Raw genomic sequence first — 19169 nt, forward strand, 5'->3', positions numbered from 1 at the left:
GTCATCGGCTGCGCCGGAAACTTACAACACATCCCACTGGCTGAACAGTGGTTGCACAATATGCATGTGATGTACGTTCTAGATCGCTCCGCCGAGGCGGAGAGTGTCCGTGCTTCACACCGAGGAGGCCGCCCCGTGCGGGAAGAAGAGGTCCATTACGACATCGCCGTCATCGGCGGCGGCCTGGCGGGGACCTGCGCGGCCATCGCCGCGGCCCGGCTCGGCCGGCGTGTCGCCCTGGTCAACAACCGGCCCGTCCTGGGCGGCAACGCCAGCAGCGAGATCCGCGTCTGGGTGTGCGGCGCCACCGCCCACGGTGTGCACCGCTGGGCCCGCGAGACCGGCATCATGGGCGAGCTGTACACCGAGAACCAGTACCGCAACCCCGAAGGCAATCCGTACTACTGGGACCAGGTGGTCCTCGACGCCGTACGGGCCGAACCCGGCATCGACCTGTACCTCAACACCGACGTGCGCGAGGCCGACGCGAGCGGACCGGACGACGCACGCGAGGTGCACTCCTGCACCGGCTGGATGATGGGCTCCGAGCGGCGCATCACCTTCCACGCCCGTCAGTTCCTCGACTGCACCGGCGACGGCCTGCTCGGCAGCCTCGTGGGCGCCCGCCACCGCATCGGCCGCGAGTCACGCTCGGAGTTCGGCGAGCCCTGGGCCCCCGAGGAGCAGGACGAGGCGCTGCTCGGATCGACGATCCTGTTCCACACCAAGGACATGGGCCGGCCGGTGAAGTTCGTGCCGCCCGCGTACGCGCGCGACCTCACCGGCACCCCCATCCTGCGCAACCGCGTGCTGCGCACCGGCGACAACGGCTGCGACTACTGGTGGATCGAGTGGGGTGGCGAGCTCGACACCGTCCACGACAACGAGCGCATCCGCGACGAACTCCAGGCCGTGATCATGGGCATCTGGGACCACATCAAGAACTCCGGCGAGTTCCCCGACGCCGAGAACCTCACGATGGAGTGGGTCGGCAGCCTCCCCGGCAAGCGCGAGTACCGCCGCTTCCTCGGCGACTACGTGCTGACCCAGCAGGACATCCTGGAGCAGCGGCAGTTCGACGACCGCATCGCCTTCGGCGGCTGGTCCGTCGACCTCCACCCGGTGCAGGGGATGTACGCCGACGAGCCCGGCGCCCGCCAGCGCTACGCGGACGGCATCTTCCACATCCCGCTGCGCTCCCTGTACTCGGCGAACGTCACGAACCTCCTGTTCGCCGGGCGCAACATATCCGCCACCCACATCGCCTTCGGAGCCACCCGTGTGATGGCCACCTGCGCCACGCTCGGCGAGGCCGCGGGCACGGCCGCCGCACTCTGCGTCTCCGAGGGGCTGAGCCCGCGCGAACTGGCCGCAGACCACCCCGAGCTGGTGCGCCGCGCCCTGCTGCGGCAGGACGCCTCGGTGATCGGCCTGGACGACGACGACCCCGGCAACCTGGCCCGCACGGCCCGCGTCAGCGCCTCCTCGCACCTGGGCCGCCTGGCCGCCGAGCCGACGCCGGCCGCGCCCGGTGAGCCGTATCCGCTCACCCGCGACCTCGCGCTGCTGCTGCCGGTGGACCCCGCGCTCGACACGGTCGACCTGCTCGTCCACGGCGCCCCCGGCGAGGGGCCCGCCGAGCTCACCGTGGAACTGTGGAGCACCGGCCGCCCCGAGAACGCGGTCCCCGTGGACCATCTGCTCACCACCACCGTGACCGTGCCGGCCGATGGCCCCCACTGGGTCACGGCCCGCCTCGGCCACCGCCCGGACACCCCCGAGAACGTCGTCCTGATCGTGCGCGCCTGCCCGGGTGCGGCGCTGGTCCTCGTTCCCGAGCGCACCGACGGCGTGCTCGCACTGCGCAGCAGGGCCGAGGGCGACGCGGCCGTCGACCACGACATCCCCGAGGAGGAGGGCCAGCTGGTCCTGGAGTGGCAGGCCCGCGGGCTGCGCCGCCGGACCTTCGGCTTCCGTGCGGCACCGGACACCGCCGCGTTCCTGCCCGAGCGCGCCGTCGGCGGATTCCAGCGCCCCTACGGGGGACCGCAGATGTGGTCGTCCGAGCTGCTGCCCGACCCGGAACGGGCCGCGCAGTGGCTGCGCCTGGACTGGGAGCGGGGGCAGCAGCTCACCGAGGCGCGTGTGGTGTTCGACGACGACGTCGATGAGTACCTCAACAACCTGCACCGTCACCGCACCCCGTTCGAGGTGATGCCGGAACTGGTCCGCGACTACCGCATCGAGTGCCGCGAGCCCGACGGCACCTGGTGCACGCTGCTGACGGTGACGGGCAACCGCCGCCGCCACCGCGTGCACGCTCTGAGCCGTGCGGACGGCGGGCCCGTGCGCACCGACGCGCTGCGGCTGGTGGTGGACGCGACGCACGGGGCGCGGCACGTGCATGTGATCGCGTTCAAGGCGTACGGCGCGTAGCCGCAGGGCGAAGGGCCCGGGTGAAGGTCGGCCGACCTTCACCCGGGCCCTTCGCCATGTGATTCAGATGGCGCCGAGTGCCTGGCTGATGGCGTCGGCGGCCTCGATGACCTCGCGGGTGAGGGCGAGGTGCTGCCCCTCGGCTTCGGTGCGGTTGCCGAGGAGGGAGGTGGGGCCCCAGAGCGAGATGGCGGCGACGACATCACCCGAGGCGTCGCGGACGGGCGCTGCCAGGGAGGCGCGGCCCAGGGCGCGTTCCTCGGCCTCGACGGCGTAGCCGGTGCGGCGCACGGTGTCGATCTCGGTGTCGAGGAGGTCGTGGCTGGTGGTCGTGTAGTCCGTGTGCGCCGCGAGCGGTTCGGGAAGCAGGGTGCGGCGCTCCTTGGGCGTGAGCCCGGTGAGCAGGCACTTGCCGATGCTGGTGGCGTGCAGCGGGGCGGTGTGCCCGGCCTGGGTGTAGGACTTGGGCGCGCGGGTGCCCTCGAAATTGCACAGGAACATCAGCTCGGTGCCCCGGCGGACGGCCACGTTGGCTCCGAGGCCGGTGCGGGTGGCGAGGTCCTGGAGGACCATGCGGGCGGCGCGGTGCACGGGGTGGCGGTTGGCGGCGGTCGCGGCGAGGGGCAGGATGCCGAGGCTGAGGCGGTAGAGGTTGCTGACGGGGTCGCGTTCGACCATGTCGAGGCGTTCCAGCGTGGACAGCAGCCGGGAAGTGGTGGAGGAGCCCAGTCCGGTGAGCTCGGCGACATCGGCGACGCGTAGTTCGGCGCGGCCGGAGTCCAGTGCGCGCAGCACCGAGACTGCGCGTTCGACGCTCTGGTTCGTGCCGGCGTCGGTCGCCCGAGTAGCCATGACCCTCCTCATTTTGCAAACCGCGTGCACATTATGCATCAGCATATCGCGTCGGCCCGGGCTGTTTCCGGAATTCACCGGCTCGCGGCCGGCAGTCGCGCCCGGCGGACATGCCCGTACGCGTACGGACCCCCACCAGGTGGGTGGCGGGGGCCCGTGTACGCGGAGGATCAGCCGGCGGCCGGGCGAAGACGGACCGGGAGGGTCAGATGCCCGTTGCTGATCAGGGAGGGCAGCGGCTTCAGTTCGGCGGCGGGAACGGCGAGTTCGGCCTCCGGGAACCGCTCGAAGAGCTGCTGGAGCGCGGTCGCGATCTCCAGGCGGGCGAGCGGGGCGCCGAGGCAGAAGTGCACACCGTGGCCGAAGGCCAGGTGCTCCTTCGTCGGCCGGGTGACGTCGAAGCTGTCCGCGGAGTCACCGTGCAGGCCGGGGTGGCGGTTGGCGGCGGCGTAGGAGGCGAGGATCGCCTCACCCCGGGCGATCGTCTGCCCGTCGGGCAGGGGGATGTCCGCCAGGGCGAAGCGCAGGGGCAGGTGCTTGACGGCGGGCTCGTGCCGCAGGCTCTCCTCGACGACATCGTTCCAGTCGGCGCGGCCGGCCCGCAGGTGGGCCAGCTGCTCGGGGTCGGCCAGCAGGGCGGTGATGGCCTGGTCGATCACGTTGACGGTGGTGTCGTATCCGGCGGAGACCATCAGCAGCAGCGTGTCGCGCAGCTCGTCGTCGGTGAGGGCGCTGCCGTCCCCCTCGTCGTCACGGGTGGCGATGAGGAGCGAGGTCATGTCGTCGGCGGGATCCGCGCGCTTGGCCGCGATCAGCCCGTTGAGGGCCTCGTACAGCGCGGCCGTGTTCGCGGTGGCCTCCTCGATGGTGAGGGTGGTGTCGAAGACACCGTCGACCACGGCGCGGAAACCGTCGAGCCGGTTCTCGGGGACGCCCATGAGCTGGCCGATCACCGCGATCGGCAGCGGGTAGGCGAGGTCCTGGCGCAGATCGACCACTTCGCCGGCCGGCCTGGTGGCGAGATCATCGACAAGAGCGGCGACGGTCTTCTCGACCGATACGCGCAGGTCCTGGATGCGGCGGGCGCTGAACGCCGGGGCCACCATCCGGCGGAGCCGGCGGTGGTCGCCCCCGTACGCGGTGAACATGTTGCTCACGGCGACCCAGAGGGCGAGGGGCCAGGTGGCCACGGTCTCGGCGAAGGCGGGCCAGTGCGCCCGGGCGTCCTTGGAGACCTCCGAACTGGTGAGGAGCTCCTTGAGGAGAGCCGGGTCGGTGACCGACCACGCGGTCACCCCGAGGATGTCCACCCGGGTGGCCGGACCGCGCTCGCGCAGGGCCTGGTACTCGGCGTGGCGGTCGGAGCCGGTGGGATCGAGGACGAGTATGGGCTGCTCGGACATGGTGTCTCTCTTTCAGCGAGCGGTGGCGAAGCGGACGGGGAGCGATTCCAGGGCGCGGTGGAAGGGGCCTGGACGCCAGCGCAGGTCAGCGGCGGGGACGGCGAGATCCATCTCGGGCAGGGCATCGAGGAGATGGGTGACCGCGGTCTCCGCGATGAGGTAGGCGTGGGAGCGGGCCGGGCAGGTGTGCGGGCCGATGCTCCAGGCCAGGTGGGCGCGGTTGCCCGAGATCCCGGCCGACCCCTGGGTGAGTTCGGGGTCGTTGTTGCAGGCCGCCATGGAGATGACGACGGGCTGGTGGGCCGGGAGCAGGAAGCCGTCGATGTCCGCGGGATAGGGCGGATAGGTGATGCAGTAGTTCGCCATCGGCGGGTCGGTGTACAGGACGGTGTCGAGCGCGTCTCGCACCGTGGACTGGCCCGCGTGCAGTCCGGCGGAGAAGTCCTCGTCGGTGAGTATCTTCAGCTGGGTGTTGGCGATGAGGTTGGTCAGGGGCTCGATGCCGGCGCCGTAGAGAGTGACGAGCTGGTGGCTCATCTCCTCGTCGGACAGCGCCGCCGAGTGGGCCAGCAGGCGCGAGGTGATGTCGTCGGCGGGATCGCGCCGGCGCAGGGCGACGAGGTCGGCGAGGGCCTGGCCGAGGATCTGGTTGCCCTGAGCGGCATCGGTGGTGTTGAAGATCCGGGCCATTCCGTCGGCGATACGGGCTCCGAGCTCGTCGGGGCAGCCCAGCAGGGCACTCAGGATCCGGAAGGCGATCGGCCACGCGTACTGGGTGAGCAGGTCGGCGCTGCCGGCCGCGAGGAAGTCCGCGGTGGCCTCCGAGGCGATCCTCTCCACCTGGGCACGCAACCGGTGCTGGTCGACGGCGTTGATGCTCGCCGTGTTGGCCGCCCGGTAACGGGCGTGCTCCGCACCGCCGTTGCGCAGGGCGTTGGGCCGCCACTCCATCATCGGCCGCACGGGGCACGAGGCAGGCACCTGCTGCTCCCAGATGCGCGGGTCCGGCGGGAAGTACATGGGGTCGTTGAGGATGCGGCGGGCCTGGAGGTAGCCGATCACCAGTGTGGCCGGGATACCGGGGGACAGCTCGACGGGCACCAGAGGGCCGTAGGTCTTCCGCATCCGCTCGTAGGCACCGTGCGGGTCGGCGGCGAAGCCCGGTTCGTACAGAGCGACCCTGCCCGGTGCGACCGGGGGCACGGAGCTGGTGTAGGTCATGAAGTGGGCTCCAGGGAAATGGCTGCACGGTGCGAGATCAGGTACTCCGTGAGCGTGATGAGGGCATGGAGGGAGGAGGTGCGGTCCCGCGCGTCGCAGGTGGTCAGCGGCGTGTGCGGGTCCAGGGCGAGGGCCTGGCGCAGTTCTTCGGGGTCGTAGACGGGCGCGTCGGGGAAGGCGTTGATCGCGACCGCGTAGGGGATGTTCTGGCCCTCGAGCAGACTCAGCGCCCCGTGGCTCGACTCGAGGTCGCGGGTGTCGGCCAGGACGAGGCAGCCCAGGGCGCCCTGTGCGAGGTCCTCCCACAGGGGCTGGAAGCGGATCTGGCCGGGAAGCCCGAACAGATACAGGGCAAGGGCGCCGCCGGCCAGGTGGATGCGGCCGAAGTCCATGCCCACGGTCGTCGTCGTCTTGTGCGGTGTGCCGCGCAGATCGTCTATCCCGACGCTGTCCTCGGTGATCGGCTCCTCCATCCGCAGCGGCCGCACCTCGGACACGCTGCCGATGAAGGTCGTCTTGCCGACGCCGAATCCGCCGGCGATCACGATCTTGGCGGACCGGGTCACCGTGGCCGGCACGTACGAGACGGCGTTCGGCGTGTCAGACCAGTTCTCGCAGTCCATCAAGCACCTTCTGCAGGAGGTCGTTTTCGGGCTGATCGTTCACAGCGGCCGCCGGGCTGGCCAGATGGCCGCTGTCCATGAGGGAGGAGACGAGGATCCGGATGGTGGAGGGCGGCAGCTGCAGCGCGGCGGCGATGTCCGCGACGGCCAGCCCGCCGCGGCCCACGGAGAACAGGTTCATCACCCGCCGGGAATCGGGCCCCAGCTCGTCGGTGGGGCTGGTCGCGGCGATGACCACGCTCTCCAGAAGTACGTTCCGGCGCGGGCGCACCCTTCCGCCCGTGCGGACGTAGGGCCTCACCATGTCCGGGTCATGCCGCGGACCGGTCATGCCGCGGAGCCTCCGTCCGGCTGGAGAACGGGCCTGCGTTCCGCGGTGCCGAGCTGCTCGCCCAGGCGCACCACGAGCAGGGCCATGTGATGGCTGATCAGGCCGACGTCGGCGTGCGGACCCGTCGTGACGACCGAGAGCATCGTGTTCTGGCCGGCGGCCGTCGTCAGGCCGATCCGCTCGACGCTCTCGATCAGCTGCTGGCGCACGCCGTGCCCGCCGTTGAACTCGTCCCATGCCCGGCCCGAGGCCCGCAGCGACGCGGTCAGGGCGGCCAGCTTCTCGCCGTCCTCCTGGCCGATGGTCGCGGTCCGGGCCTTGAGCAGGCCGTCGCCGCTCATCAGTACGGCGTACCGGACGCCCTCCACGGATCCCAGCTGCTCGTCCAGCAGCCAGCCCAAGGTGTTCGAGTGGGTGTCCGACATGTTCAACGTCCTTCGTCAGTGCTGGCGGTGTTCTGGTTGTCCCGGCTGCGACGGCTGCCCGCCATCCAGGCGGCGGCCACCGCGGGGGTACCCGGCTCCACCGGATCGGGGGCCGGCCGTGCATCGGTGGCGGGCCGCCCGGCGCGCCTGCGGACGGTGAGCCCGCTCGCCGTGGTGGGCGCGGCCGCCGGCGCCGGCGCGGGTTCCGCCTCCGGGGCGGGGGCCGGACGTGCGGCCGGCAGGCTCTGCGCGGACGACGGCCGGGGAGGCTGGGGCGTGGTCAGCAGCGCCTGCGGGAGCACGATGATCGCGCGGGTGCCGCCGTACAGGTTGGGCGCCGTCAGCTCGACGCGGAAGCCGTACTGGTCGGCGAGCACGGAGGCGACCCGCAGCCCGGTCTGCGGGTAGGCGCCCAGCTGGGTGATGTCGTCGCGCTGCTTGCCGGACATCACCTCGCGCGCCCAGTTCAGCCGCTCGTCCTCGATCCGCAGTCCGGCGTCGTCCACGACGAGGAAGGCCGCGTTCGCCCCGTGTTCCAGGGAGACGTGCACCCGGGCGTTGGGCGGGGAGTAGCGGAGCGCGTTGTCCAGCAGCACCGCCAGGGTGTGGACGACCGCCTCCACGGCCCGGCTCTGTACGGCGAAGGACTCCAGGTCCGTGTGCTGGATGCGCTGGTAGCCCTCGACCCGGCCCATGGCCGTGCGTACGACGTCGGTGAGGGTGGTCGCCGGCCAGCGCCGCGACAGCTTGTCGCCGGCCAGGACGCCGTACCCGGACGCGGTGAGCAGCATCTGCTGGGCCAGGTGGTCCATTTCGACCAGCGTGGCGTACGCCTCGTCCGACACATGGCGGCGCACGCCGGAGCTGATCGCGCTGCTCAGCTTCGCGGCCCGCTGCACCGTGCTGGAGGCGAAGGCCCGGACCGCCGCCCGGGCCACGTCCACCGACTCCTGCCGCGCCTGCGCGACCTGGTGCTCGGCCTCCTTCCAGACCTGGGCGAGCTGGTCCTGTGCGGCGTTCTGCGCGAGCTGCCGGGTCTGGCTGACGGCGGCGCAGGCCTGAACGGCGAGATTGCCGAGAGCGCCCGACATCTGGGTGTGTGCCAGCTGCGGCGGCACCGCCAGATCGGGCTGGTAGATCTGTCCGTTCTGGGTATGCGACGCGGCGGCCGGAATGACGGTCTGCGCGATGTAGCCGGCGAACTGCTCGGCGGCGCGGATCTGCTGCGCGAGCTGCTCGGTGTGCTGCTGGAGGCCGTCCGCGCGGCGCCGCTGGGCGCGGGCCCTGCGCTGGAAGTAGACCGTCGAACCTGTGCCGGCCGCCAACGCGACCACGATCAGTATCAGTTCGGTCATCAGGCCCTCGCGGTCATCGGGGAGACGGTTCCGGTGCGCAGGTCGCCGGTCGGGCCGTACTGCTCGTTACGGGGGTGGCGTTCCATCGTGTCTGTACTCCGTAGTGCCCGGGGGGTTCCGGGGTCTGTTGGCCGCCGAGGCCGACTGCGGGTGGACGGGGGATCGTTCGGCCGGGGCGAGTGATCAGGAATCCGCCGGGTCCCCTGCCGCCGTGTACGCAGGAGGGAAGGGGAGGACGGTCAGGTGGACCGGCGAAATGGCGGGATTCGGCGCGCGCGCCGTGTTGCGGCGGGGCCTGCTCCCTGTCCTCCTCGCGGTCCGGCCGGAGGCCGGCTCCGGGCTCCGGAGCTTGGGGGAGGCGTCCACGAGCCCGTGCGCTGCCGTTTCCGGCTGGATGAGGAGTGCCCGGCCCGGCCGGAACGCAGAAGCCGGCCGGCATTCGGCGATCTGAGCGGATGACCGGCGAGGGGGACATGACCGAACTCTAGTTGGAACGGGCCACGTTGCGCACGGTGCCCCTGTGGCTGATGAGAGGCATTTCTGTGAAGCACGGGAGGGAGAAACCATGTTGACTGAACGTCTGATTCCGCAGCGGTCGCGTTGAGAAGCCCGGACACCCGGCGGCTGTACCGTGACAATGTCGATCAAGGTATCCGTGCTGTACGTGAGTTCGACGAGGAAGCCGGCCACCGGACCCCGTGCCGGCCGGGCGCGAACCGGCTCGCCGTACCGGACGCCGGACCGCCGGCCGGATGCCCCTCGATAGGATCCCGAGAGGCCCTGGTGCAAACGGACTTCCGGCCTGCCGCGTCGGCGCGATGCGACCGGAACCCCAGATGAGTGGAGAGCCAGTCATGCGTGGAGGCAGCATCGCCGTGGTCGGCGGCAGCATAGCGGGATGTGCCACGGCCCTGGCCGTATCGCGCGCGGGAGCGGGCAAGGTCACCGTCTTCGAGCGGGCCGATGACCGGCTCCGTGACAGGGGTGTGGGCATCGCCCTTCACAGCGACCGCTACGACGAGCTGAGAGATCTCGGATACGTGGCCCCCGAGATGCCCTGGGCGCCCCTGACCCGGCGGGTGTGGAGCGTGCGCGACGGCGACGCGGACCACGGCCGGGCCCTCGGCGAGCAGCCGTTCCCCTTCCGCGCCTACAACTGGGGTTCCCTGTGGAGCGAGTTGCGCAGCCGGGTGCCCGAGGACGTCACCTACCGCTCGGGTGCCGTGGTCACCGGCCTGGAGCCGGACGCGGACGGGGTGACGCTGCGGCTCGCCGACGGATACCAAGGGCACTTCGACCTGGTGATCGGCGCCGACGGGTACCGCTCCGTCGTCCGTGAGGCCATGTTCCCCGGCATCAGCCCGGCGTACGCCGGCTACATCGGCTGGCGCGGCACCTCCTCGGACGTCGAGGGCCTGCCCTCGGACGGTCAGGAGGCGCACAACGTCGTCTTCCCCGGCGGCCACTGCATGATCTACCGCATCCCGGACGGCGCCGGCGGGCACCGGCTCAACTGGGTTCTGTACACCGCGCCCCCGCAGACCGACGGCCTCCACCCCGACCTGCGGACCCCGACCTCCCTGCCGCCGGGCCGGCTCAACGCCGAACTCACCGCCGCCCTGCGCGCCCTGGTGGCCGAGCACTTCCCGCCGTACTGGGCGGCCAGGGTGCTGCGCACCCCCGCCGAGACCACGTTCATCCAGCCCATCTACGACCTCGAGGTGCCGCACTACACCTCGGGACGGATGGTGCTCGTCGGCGACGCGGCCAGCGTCGCGCGTCCGCACATCGGCGGTGGCAGCGTGAAGGCGCTTCAGGACGCCACCGCTCTCGAGGCCGCCTGGGTGGCCGGGGAGAGCTGGAAGGACGTCCTGGACCGGTACGACTCCGGCCGCGGTGCCATCGGCGCCGCCATGGTCGCGCTCGCCCGCCGCATGGGCAGTGCGCAGGTCGAGAACACACCGGACTGGTCCGCCATGGGGCAGCCGGAGTTCGACGGGTGGTGGCAGGACCAGAACAGCGGCTCCGACCGGCGCAGCGGCTTCGGCGGCCACAGCCTCAAGGCCCGGTAGGCCTGTTCGCCCGGATCAGCCCCGGCCCGACCGGATCAGGTCTGATCCGGGCTGCTCAGGGCTGCTCAGGGCGCGAGTTCGAGTGCGGCGTGCAGGGCGCCGGCATCGGCACGGGCCTCCGCCCCGTCCTGGCGCAGCGCGACGCGCCCCGAGGTGAGGACCGTGAGCGCATGGGCGCACTCGGCCGCACGGATCGGACTCGGGGACACCAGCAGTACGGCGATGCCCTCGTCGGCCAGTGTCGTCACCAGCTCGTGGACCTGACGCACCAGGGCGGGCGCGAGGCCCTCGGTCGGCTCGTCGAGCAGCAGCACACTCGGCGAGCCGAGCAGCGCCCGGGCCAGCGCCAGCATCTGCTGCTCACCGCCGGACAGATCAGCGCCGCGGTTGCCCCGCCGCTCGCCCAGCCGGGGCAGCAGTTCCAGCACCCGTGCGGGCGTCCACACACTGGGGCGCGTGGTGTCGCCGCGGCGCGGCGGACGGAACGAGAGCCGCAGGTGCTCGGCGACGGTGAGCCCGGCGAAGACACGGCGGCCCTGAGGGACGAGGCCGATCCCGGCGCGCGCGATCCGGTGGGCGGGCTGCCCGGTGACGTCGCGACCGTCGAGCCGGACCGTACCCGCGCCGGGGCGCAGCAGTCCGGCGACGGTGTGGACGAGGGTGGTCTTGCCGGCGCCGTTGTGCCCGACGACGGCGTGGACCGTACCGGCGGGGACCGACAGGTCGAGCCCGTGCAGGACGGTGCTGCCGTGGTAGCCGACGGTCAGGCCGGTGAGTTCGAGCATCGGGGGCCGGTCATCCTCTCGCGTCGGTGGCGGACGGGACGGCGTTCCCGGCACCGGGGTCCGTGGTGCGGTCCGTTGACGGGCCCGCCTGCGTAACGGTGTTGTGGTAGGCGTCGCGGACCTCGGGGTGCGCGAGCGCCTGGCGGGTCGGGCCGGTGACGAGCACCCGTCCCGCCGCCAGCACGGTGACCGACGTCGCGAGCTGGGCGACGACCTCCACATGGTGCTCGACCAGGATGATCGCGATGCTCGTCGGCAGACCGCCGATGATGCCGAGCAGCCGGCCGATGTCGCCGTCGGTCAGCCCGGCCGCCGGTTCGTCCAGGAGCAGCAGGCGCGGTTCGCCCGCCAGCGCGGCGGCGAGGTCGAGCAGGCGGCGCTGCCCGTGGGAGAGCGTGCCGGCCTGCCGGTGGGCGAGGTCCGCGAGGCCGACGGTCTCCAGATGGCGGGCCGCGGACTCGGTGAGCTGCCGGTAGCGGGACGGGCTGCGCCAGGCGCCGCGCCGCTTCGGGTGGTGCGGCCAGCCGGCCAGTACGACGTTGTCCAGAACCGTCAGATCCGCGATCACCGAGGGTTGCTGGAAGCTGCGGGCGATACCGAGACGGCTGCGCCGGACGGTGCCCCTGCGCGTGATGTCCGCGCCGCTCAGGCAGATGGTGCCGTGGTCGGGCCGGTCCGTACCCGCGATCAGGTTGAGCAGGGTGGTCTTGCCGGCGCCGTTGGGCCCGATGACGGCGTGCCTGGCGCCTGCGGGCAGGGTCAGGCTGACGTCGTCGACGGCGGTGAGACTGCCGTATCTGCGGGTGAGACGGGCGAGGTCCAGCACGGGTGGAACCGGCGCGGTGGTCGGTGCGGGCGTCATGGGGCGGCCTTCCCGGCGGGGGACGGGGCGGGGACGGCAGGGTCCGGGCGCTGTCCGTCCGGCGGCTGCCCGCCCCGGCCGGAGCCGCCGCGCAGGCCGGCCAGACCGCGGGGCAGCAGGTACACGGCCGCGATGAACAGCGCCCCGAGCAGCAGCGGCCCGTGTCCGGGCCACGTACCGGCGACCCAGTCCCGGGTGAAGACGATGAGCCCGGCGCCCAGCAGAGCGCCGATCACCGATGTCGTCCCGCCGATGACGGCCGCCAGCAGCGCGAACGCGGCGATCTCGAAGCCGACGTCGGCGGGGGAGAGGTACTGCTGGACGGTGACCATCAGCGAACCGCCGACACCGGCCAGCGCACCGGCGCAGATGTGCGCCACCAGCAGGTAGCGCCCCACGGGATGGCCCGAGGCACGCATCCGGGCCTCGGCGCCCCGGACACCGGTCAGCAGCTTCCCGGCGGGGGAGCGCAGCACCAGCAGGGTGATGAGGACGGCGAGGACCGAGACGACGAGCGCGTACGTGTAGAGCTCGCTCTCCCCGGTCATCCCCTCCCCGCCCCACAGCGCCCGGGTGGCGGGGAAGCCGACGAGACCGTCGGCGCCGCCGGTGACGGACTTGACCTGGTTGATGACCGCCCCGGTCAGCTCACCGACGGCGAGCGTGATCATCAGCACGGTGGTGCCCCGGGCCCGGATCACGGCGGGTCCGGTCACCGCCGAGAACACCGCGGCCGCGCACGCCGAGAGGACGATCTGGACCGGGCCCGTCGTCCATCCGGCATCCGCGAGGTTCGCGGTGGCGTACGCGCCCACGGCGAACGGCGCGGTCTGGCCGAGCGTGGGCAGTCCGGCGTACCCGGTCAGGACGGTGACACTGACCGCGAGCAGCCCCAGGGCCAGCGCGGAACCGGCCAGCGAGATGCTGTACGAGTCGAGCATCCACGGCAACGCGATCAGCACCGCGAGCAGGACGGGCATCGGAGCGGCCCGCCGCCACGCGGCCCCGCGCACGAGCCCCCGGGGCTCCGCGAGCCCCCCGGCCGCCGAGGGAGCGCCGGCCGGCACCACCGGCCCCGCCGCCCCGCGCGGGCGCAGCCGCGCCGCGAGGCGGCGGCGGAGCCGGTCCACCGGATCCGGGGAGGGGCCGTCCGGGCCGTGTGCGCCGGCCGGTTCGGCGAAGCGGGAGCGGAACACCAGCACCGCCGCCATCGCGGCGAAGAGCAGATACGGTGCCAGGTCCGGCAGCACCGAGACGCCCAGCGTCTGGACCTCGCCCACGGCGATCGCCGCGGCGAACGTCGCCCACAGCGAGCGCAGTCCGCCCAGCACGACCACCACGAGGGACAGCATCAGCACGTTCTCGGACGTGCCGGGGCCCGGCCCGATGATCGGTGCCCCGAGCACGCCGGCCGCACCGGCCAGCGCACCCGCCGCCGCGAGAACGCCGGTGTGCACCGCCCGCGGGCTGTAGCCGGTGGCCGCGAGCATCTGCGGATCGTCGGCGGAGGCCCGGACCGCGGCCCCCACCCGGGTCCGGGTCAGCACCCACGTACCGAACGCCGCCAGCAGTACGGCCATCACGATGAAGCAGAGCCGGTACGCGGGGTACCGGTGCCCCAGCAGCCGCACCGAGGTGTCGAGCGCGCCGGGGACGCGTACCGGGAGCTCGTCCGCCCCGAAGAGCTGGATGAGCAGATCACCGCCGGCCAGGGCGAGCCCGAACGTCAGCAGTGCCTGAGCGAGATGCCCACGCCTGGCGAGCGGAGCCGTCGCGGCGGACAGCACCGCTCCGGCGGCGGCCGCCGCCACGGTTCCGGCGGCCAGTCCGGCGGCGAGGCCGCCCCAGGTTCCGTCGCTCAGCCCGGCCCCCGTGTAGGCGCCGATCGCGTACAGCGTGCCGTGCGAGAGATTCAGGACGCCGGCGGTGCCGAACGCGAGACTCAGGCCGGCGGCGACCACGAACAGGAGCAGCCCGTAGGCCACCCCGTCCACCGCCGGCACGAGGTGGGCATCGAGCAGCTCCATGTCAGCCGCCGAGTGTCGCCAGGTCCTGGACCATGACGTTGGCCAACTGGTCGCCGTCCGGCCGCACCTGACGCAGGTACCAGCTCTGCACCGGCGAGTGCGCCTTGTCGCTGAACTCCCAGGCACCGCGCGGGCTGTCGATCTGGCCCAGGCCCGCGATGGCCTTGTTGATGGTCTTCGACGTCACGTCGCCGTCCTTCGCGGCGTCGGCGATCGCCTTGTCCAGCACGGCGGCCGCGTCGTAGGACGCCATCGCGTACGTGGTCGGCTGGGTGTCGTGCTCGGCCGTCCAGTCGGCGGCGAACTTGCGGTTCGCCGCGTTGTCCAGGTCGGCCGCGTAGTTCAGGACCGAGTAGATGTCCTTCGCCGCGGCGCCCTGCGCCTGCAGGACGCTGCCCTCGGTGACGAAGGCCGTGTACAGCGGCAGATCGGCGATGTCGGACTGCGCGTACTGCTTGGCGAAGTCGATCGCGGCCTTGCCGGCGTAGAAGCAGTACACCGCCTTGGCGTCCGTCTTGGCGATCTCCGCGAAGTACGGCATGAAGTTGGTGGTCTTGGGGAACGGCGTCCAGGTGGTCTTGCCGCCGGGGTTGGCGAGCTCACCCTTGACGCGCTTGAACTCGTCGGTGAAGCCGCGGAGTTCGTCGTATCCGCCCTGGTAGTCGGGGCCGATCGCGTAGACCGGTCCGTCGACCTTCTCCTTGACGTACGGGGCGATGGCCCTGCCCGGTTCGTCGGACATGAAGCTCGTCGTCCACACGTACTCGGGGTCCTTGACGGGCGGCCGGGCGTTCGATCCCAGGAAGGGGATCCTGGCCTGGGTGACCAGCGGCAGCACCGCGTTGACCGACCCACCGCTGACGAGGCCGGTCAGCACGTCGACCTTGTCCTTCTTGACCAGCTTGGTGGCGGCCGGGACGGCGGTCGGGGGACCGTCGCCCTCGTCCGCCACGATGAGCTGGACCTTGCGCCCGCCCAGCTTGTTGTCGTGGGTCTTCAGGTACAGCTCGAAACCGGCACGCAGGTCCATGCCGACCGGCTTGTAGGTGCCGGACAGGGAGGCCACCAGGCCGACCTTCACGGTGTTGTCGCCGGCGCCGCTGTCGCTGCTGCACCCGGTGACGGCTGCGAGGCCGAGGGCGAGCGCGGCAGCGCCGGCCGGCCGGAATCTGCGGTGGCGGCGTGGGCGGGATATGTCGAAGAACATGGAGGCTCTCATCGGGAGGAAGGGGCGATCGGGTCACTGGCTGTGGAGCGCGCTCGACGAGCGGGTGGTGCGGCAGTGGGGGAGACGGCCGGCGGTCAGCGCGTGGGCGAGGGGCTCGGGGCGCGGACGTGCGGGGACAGCGAGTCACCGACCTGGTTGATCAGTTCGGACATCATGTAGCTGACCTCTCCGATGTCCGCCTCCCTGGTGGTCGTCACCAGGAGCGAGGCGCCGCTGGAGACGGCCATCGAGAACATGTAGCCGCCCTCCATCGCGGTGAGGCTGTGCTCGACGGGGTCCGTGTTCGTCAACTGTGCTGCTGCGGAAAGCAGATTGACGACGCCGGATGCGATGGCGGCCAGCCGGTCCGCGTCGTCACGCTCCACACCGGTGTAGGCCAGCGCGAGTCCGTCCACGGACACGGCTATCGCCTGGGTGACCTCCGGGATGCGTCCGGCGAAGTCGCTCAGGATCCAGCTCAGGTCGGTGGGTGAGGTCATTTCTTGGTCCGTTCGGTGTTGTCGTCGGTGGTGGAGCGCCCGCGGTTCGTGCTCCGGTTGATCCCCTGGGCGTAGGCCGCGAGGACGTCGGAGACCTGCCGGGAGTCCCGGCGGCGTGGTGACGGCCTCGGCGTGGCGGCGCCGGGACGCTGTTCGGTGCCGCCCCGCTTGCCCGGGGCGGGCCACTGCTGGGGCGTGCTGCGCTGTCGCAGGGGCAGCCCCGAGGAGCTGACTCCGGCGATGCGCGAGACCGGCTCGTCGTGCACGGGGTGCGGGGCGGGCCTGGTGCCGCGCTCGCCCGCGTCGCTGCCCGGTCCGCCGCCGTGGAACCCGTCGTCCCCGGCGGTGCCGGGTGCCGTGGCCCGGGAGCCCGCGCCCTCGTAGGTGCCCCGGCCGGCGCCGATGCCCGTACCGACGGGGACGCCACTGCGGCCGGGTGACCCGTCCGCGTTGGCCGGCTGTCTGCGGCCGGGCAGGCCGGGGCGGGTGATCGGACGCGGCGTCTCGTAGCGGACACCGTTGTCGCGGCCGCCCTCGCTCCCGTCCGCGCCGGGCATGCCCTGCGGCGGTACGGTCTCCTGCGGGGCCGCGGCCAGCACACCCGCGGGCAGGGTGACCTCCGCGATGGTGCCGGGACCCGATGAGTCGCGCAGTTCGACCACGATGCCGTGACGCGCGGCCAGCCGCGCCACCACGTGCAGGCCCATGGACCGCACGTCCGCGAGGCCGGCCTGCGGTTCGCGCAGCGTGGCGTTGTGGAGGGCGCGGCGCTCCGAAGTGATGCCCACTCCCTCGTCGACGATCTGCACCACGGCCCGGTCCCAGAGCCGCCATACGGCCACTCCGACCTGGACGTCGGGGGGCGAGAACCGGGTGGCGTTGTCGAGGAGTTCCGCCAGGATGTGCGCCACGTCGTGCACGGCGCGGGCGGAGATGCCGATACCCGATTCGATGACGCCGAGGGACACCCGGTCGAACCGCTCGATCTGCTGGGCCGCGGCCACGATGACCGTGGAGCAGGCGATGTCGGCCGAGCGCACCCGGGCGTTTCCGTAACCACCCAGCACCAGGAGGTTGTTGGTGTTGCGCTCCATGCGGATGGCGAGGTGGTCGAGGGCGAAGAGGGTCTTCATGCGCTCGGGGTCGGCCTCGTCGCGCTGCACCGTGTCCAGTTCGGACACCATGACACTGGTCAGCTGTGCGCCCCGGCGGGCGACCCGGACCAGTGTCTCGGCGAACTGCTCGTGGACCCTTGCCTGTTGGGCGGCAAGCCGGACGGCCTCGTGGTGGACGGCGTTGAACGCCTCACCGACCTCGCCGATCTCGTCCCCGCCCGTCGTCCGGACCGGGTTCCCGGTGCGCAGGGCGACCTGCTCGGGTGTCGCGCCGCTCAGCGCACCGGGCTGCGACAGTTCGCTCATCACGGCAGGCAGCCCGGTGTGGGCGACCTCGTGGGCGGCATTGCGCAGATCGCGCAGCCGGCGGATCATGACGCGCCCCAGGCGGACGGCCACGACGACGACGCCGACCAGGGTCAGCAGCACCAGGACGACCTCGGCGCCGGCTGTCCAGACGAGCTTGCTGCGTGCGTCGGAGACCGTCGCGTAGACGGAGGCGTCGACGCGTTTCTCCACCGAACGCAGCAGCGTCTGGCGGTCGTTGGAGGCCTTGAGCCATGCCTTCGGGGTGACCTGGATGTCCTTGGTCGTTCCCGTGCGCCCGATCTCGTCCTCGAGCCGCCGGGCCTCCAGCGCCTTCGTGCCGGAGAGGGTGCGCTCCAGCCAGGTCCGCCATTCGCCGGGGCCGAGGTCGAACAGCACACCGGTGGACTCCGTGTAGCCGAGCCGGCTGTCGTCGAACGTCCGCTGGGAGGCGATGGTGAAGCCGCCGGCGGCCTGCGCCCTCATCACGGTGACCTGCTGCTGGGCCGTGTGCTCGGAGGCCTCGGACAGTGCGGCGGCCGCGCGGATCCGGTCCGCGATGTCGGCGTCGACGCCGTCGGCCTGCGCGATGCCGTCGCGGTAGCTGTTGAGGTCGGCGATCACGATCCGGTAGCCGAAGGCCAGCGCGGAGATGGTGCTGCTGCCCGAGCTCACCCGGGCACGCAGGGCGGGCAGTTCATCGATGAAGCGCTCGATGCGGTCCAGCGAGTCCCGGGCGCTGCCGGGTACCTCGGACAGGTCCCCGAGCTTGCTGCGGAAGGTGGCGACACTCTTGTCGGTCGCGTCGGTGCTTAATCGGAAGGCGTCCGTATCTCCCTGTTCGGAGACCAGGGCGGTGGCTGCCACCCGCTCGCGCTGTAACTGCTGGGTCAGCTCTCCCGCGCCGGCGGCGACATCGACCATCGCCGTCAGCCGGTCGGCCTGGAGCGCCTGATCGGTAGCAGGGGCGAGGGCCAGTACCGAGAAGGCGACTGCCACGGTGAGCGGTGCGGTGACGAGCAGGACGAGACGACGATTGATCTTCACTGCGCGGCTCCATCGCCGGAACCGGTGCTGAGTATCGGTGACACGCAGATACCTGTTAACGGGTTGTGGGGGTGTCGGTTGGAACACTGGTGGATCGTTTGCACAGTTGCGTATGGGGAGGAAGGGGCTCCAGTGGCGCGGCATGATCCTATGCCGTGGCTCGGAATGCTGGACGCGTACAGCATCGAATGTTTGCGGATATGAAGTGGCACGGGAACGATCCAACTCGGTTGGAAGAGCTCAGGTGTTGAGCATTCCGGGGCCAAGCGGAATGGCACCGGCATCCCGGCCGAACCGTGCCTGACCAGCACCCGTCGCGTCTTCACAGGCAATCGACAGCTCAGACGGAATGTCCCGTACGACTGCTGGCGCCGGGAGCTGACAGGGCGTCAGTCCGTGAGCCGGACGTTGCGGAAATGTTGGATCCGTTCGGCCGGACGCGCGCGAACGGCGGAGCTTCGTCCGCTTGTGGGTACCGAGGTGTGCAGTGGACGTACATGGTCCCTCATGTCACCAAGAGGACGCTTTCCCCCGCGGATCCCCCGGGTTTCCCCGGGGGATCCGCTCCAGGACGTGCGCACGGGCCGGCGGCGGCCGGACGG

General features: G+C 71.7%; 15 protein-coding genes. 2 read left to right on the forward strand and 13 right to left on the reverse strand.

What is annotated here, in order from left to right; genetic code table 11:
• Positions 1-135 precede the first annotated feature (135 nt).
• Entirely contained in the window at positions 136-2436 is a 2301-nt protein-coding gene (locus tag OG782_RS28860; protein WP_406455827.1) for an FAD-dependent oxidoreductase, read from the forward strand.
• Positions 2437-2499: 63 nt separating this feature from the next.
• On the opposite strand, the gene OG782_RS28865 is transcribed toward OG782_RS28860, so the two are convergent.
• The 7 genes from OG782_RS28865 to OG782_RS28895 all read right to left on the reverse strand — a co-directional run bounded on the left by OG782_RS28865 (position 2500) and on the right by OG782_RS28895 (position 8646).
• Positions 2500-3288, reverse strand: a complete 789-nt coding sequence (locus tag OG782_RS28865; RefSeq protein WP_406455829.1) for an IclR family transcriptional regulator — start codon at positions 3286-3288, stop codon at positions 2500-2502.
• A 170-nt stretch (positions 3289-3458) separates the two neighbouring features.
• Positions 3459-4691: a cytochrome P450 gene (locus tag OG782_RS28870; RefSeq protein ID WP_406455831.1), complete on the reverse strand. Its 1233-nt coding sequence runs from the start codon at positions 4689-4691 to the stop codon at positions 3459-3461.
• A gap of 12 nt (positions 4692-4703) precedes the next feature.
• Entirely contained in the window at positions 4704-5912 is a 1209-nt protein-coding gene (locus tag OG782_RS28875; RefSeq protein ID WP_406455833.1) for a cytochrome P450, read from the reverse strand.
• The gene (locus OG782_RS28880) at positions 5909-6535 is read right to left on the reverse strand and encodes a GTP-binding protein (RefSeq protein WP_406455835.1); all 627 of its coding nucleotides are present in this window, start codon (positions 6533-6535) and stop codon (positions 5909-5911) included. The genes OG782_RS28875 and OG782_RS28880 overlap by 4 nt, the downstream gene beginning before the upstream one ends.
• Positions 6513-6866 (reverse strand): DUF742 domain-containing protein, encoded by a 354-nt coding sequence (locus OG782_RS28885; RefSeq protein ID WP_406455837.1) that lies wholly within the window; start codon positions 6864-6866, stop codon positions 6513-6515. The genes OG782_RS28880 and OG782_RS28885 overlap by 23 nt, the downstream gene beginning before the upstream one ends.
• A complete protein-coding gene (locus OG782_RS28890; protein WP_406455839.1) occupies positions 6863-7291 on the reverse strand; it encodes a roadblock/LC7 domain-containing protein in 429 nt (142 codons plus the stop codon). Before OG782_RS28890 ends, OG782_RS28885 begins: the two co-directional genes overlap by 4 nt.
• Positions 7292-7293: 2 nt before the next feature.
• Entirely contained in the window at positions 7294-8646 is a 1353-nt protein-coding gene (locus OG782_RS28895; protein WP_406455841.1) for an ATP-binding protein, read from the reverse strand.
• Between the two features lie 854 nt (positions 8647-9500).
• Here OG782_RS28895 and OG782_RS28900 point away from each other — a divergent pair.
• Positions 9501-10718, forward strand: a complete 1218-nt coding sequence (locus OG782_RS28900; protein WP_406455843.1) for an FAD-dependent monooxygenase — start codon at positions 9501-9503, stop codon at positions 10716-10718.
• 65 nt (positions 10719-10783) lie between these two features.
• Here the strand turns inward: OG782_RS28900 and OG782_RS28905 are convergent, their stop codons facing one another.
• The 6 genes from OG782_RS28905 to OG782_RS28930 form a co-directional block, all read right to left on the reverse strand.
• Complete coding sequence (locus tag OG782_RS28905; RefSeq protein WP_406455845.1) at positions 10784-11503, reverse strand: ABC transporter ATP-binding protein; 720 nt, start codon at positions 11501-11503, stop codon at positions 10784-10786.
• Between the two features lie 10 nt (positions 11504-11513).
• Positions 11514-12365, reverse strand: a complete 852-nt coding sequence (locus OG782_RS28910; RefSeq protein ID WP_406455847.1) for an ABC transporter ATP-binding protein — start codon at positions 12363-12365, stop codon at positions 11514-11516.
• A complete protein-coding gene (locus tag OG782_RS28915; RefSeq protein ID WP_406455849.1) occupies positions 12362-14392 on the reverse strand; it encodes an ABC transporter permease subunit in 2031 nt (676 codons plus the stop codon). Before OG782_RS28915 ends, OG782_RS28910 begins: the two co-directional genes overlap by 4 nt.
• 1 nt (position 14393) lies before the next feature.
• Positions 14394-15599: an ABC transporter substrate-binding protein gene (locus tag OG782_RS28920; RefSeq protein ID WP_406455851.1), complete on the reverse strand. Its 1206-nt coding sequence runs from the start codon at positions 15597-15599 to the stop codon at positions 14394-14396.
• Positions 15600-15694: 95 nt separating this feature from the next.
• On the reverse strand, positions 15695-16099 hold the full coding sequence (locus OG782_RS28925) for a roadblock/LC7 domain-containing protein (protein WP_406455853.1): 405 nt from the start codon (positions 16097-16099) through the stop codon (positions 15695-15697).
• Positions 16096-18567: a nitrate- and nitrite sensing domain-containing protein gene (locus OG782_RS28930; RefSeq protein WP_406455855.1), complete on the reverse strand. Its 2472-nt coding sequence runs from the start codon at positions 18565-18567 to the stop codon at positions 16096-16098. Before OG782_RS28930 ends, OG782_RS28925 begins: the two co-directional genes overlap by 4 nt.
• Positions 18568-19169: the final 602 nt, after the last annotated feature.

Origin of the sequence: Streptomyces sp. NBC_00876, from assembly GCF_045207435.1 — a bacterium.
In the GTDB taxonomy this organism is placed as follows: domain Bacteria; phylum Actinomycetota; class Actinomycetes; order Streptomycetales; family Streptomycetaceae; genus Streptomyces.

Bases quoted from the DNA above. Each gene is read 5' to 3' on its own strand.
- OG782_RS28865 (WP_406455829.1), bottom strand. From the start codon at position 3,288: ATGGCTACTCGGGCGACCGACGCCGGCACGAACCAGAGCGTCGAACGC.
- OG782_RS28870 (WP_406455831.1), bottom strand. From the start codon at position 4,691: ATGTCCGAGCAGCCCATACTCGTCCTCGATCCCACCGGCTCCGACCGC.
- OG782_RS28875 (WP_406455833.1), bottom strand. From the start codon at position 5,912: ATGACCTACACCAGCTCCGTGCCCCCGGTCGCACCGGGCAGGGTCGCT.
- OG782_RS28880 (WP_406455835.1), bottom strand. From the start codon at position 6,535: ATGGACTGCGAGAACTGGTCTGACACGCCGAACGCCGTCTCGTACGTG.
- OG782_RS28885 (WP_406455837.1), bottom strand. From the start codon at position 6,866: ATGACCGGTCCGCGGCATGACCCGGACATGGTGAGGCCCTACGTCCGC.
- OG782_RS28890 (WP_406455839.1), bottom strand. From the start codon at position 7,291: ATGTCGGACACCCACTCGAACACCTTGGGCTGGCTGCTGGACGAGCAG.
- OG782_RS28895 (WP_406455841.1), bottom strand. From the start codon at position 8,646: ATGACCGAACTGATACTGATCGTGGTCGCGTTGGCGGCCGGCACAGGT.
- OG782_RS28900 (WP_406455843.1), top strand. From the start codon at position 9,501: ATGCGTGGAGGCAGCATCGCCGTGGTCGGCGGCAGCATAGCGGGATGT.
- OG782_RS28905 (WP_406455845.1), bottom strand. From the start codon at position 11,503: ATGCTCGAACTCACCGGCCTGACCGTCGGCTACCACGGCAGCACCGTC.
- OG782_RS28910 (WP_406455847.1), bottom strand. From the start codon at position 12,365: ATGACGCCCGCACCGACCACCGCGCCGGTTCCACCCGTGCTGGACCTC.
- OG782_RS28915 (WP_406455849.1), bottom strand. From the start codon at position 14,392: ATGGAGCTGCTCGATGCCCACCTCGTGCCGGCGGTGGACGGGGTGGCC.
- OG782_RS28920 (WP_406455851.1), bottom strand. From the start codon at position 15,599: ATGTTCTTCGACATATCCCGCCCACGCCGCCACCGCAGATTCCGGCCG.
- OG782_RS28925 (WP_406455853.1), bottom strand. From the start codon at position 16,099: ATGACCTCACCCACCGACCTGAGCTGGATCCTGAGCGACTTCGCCGGA.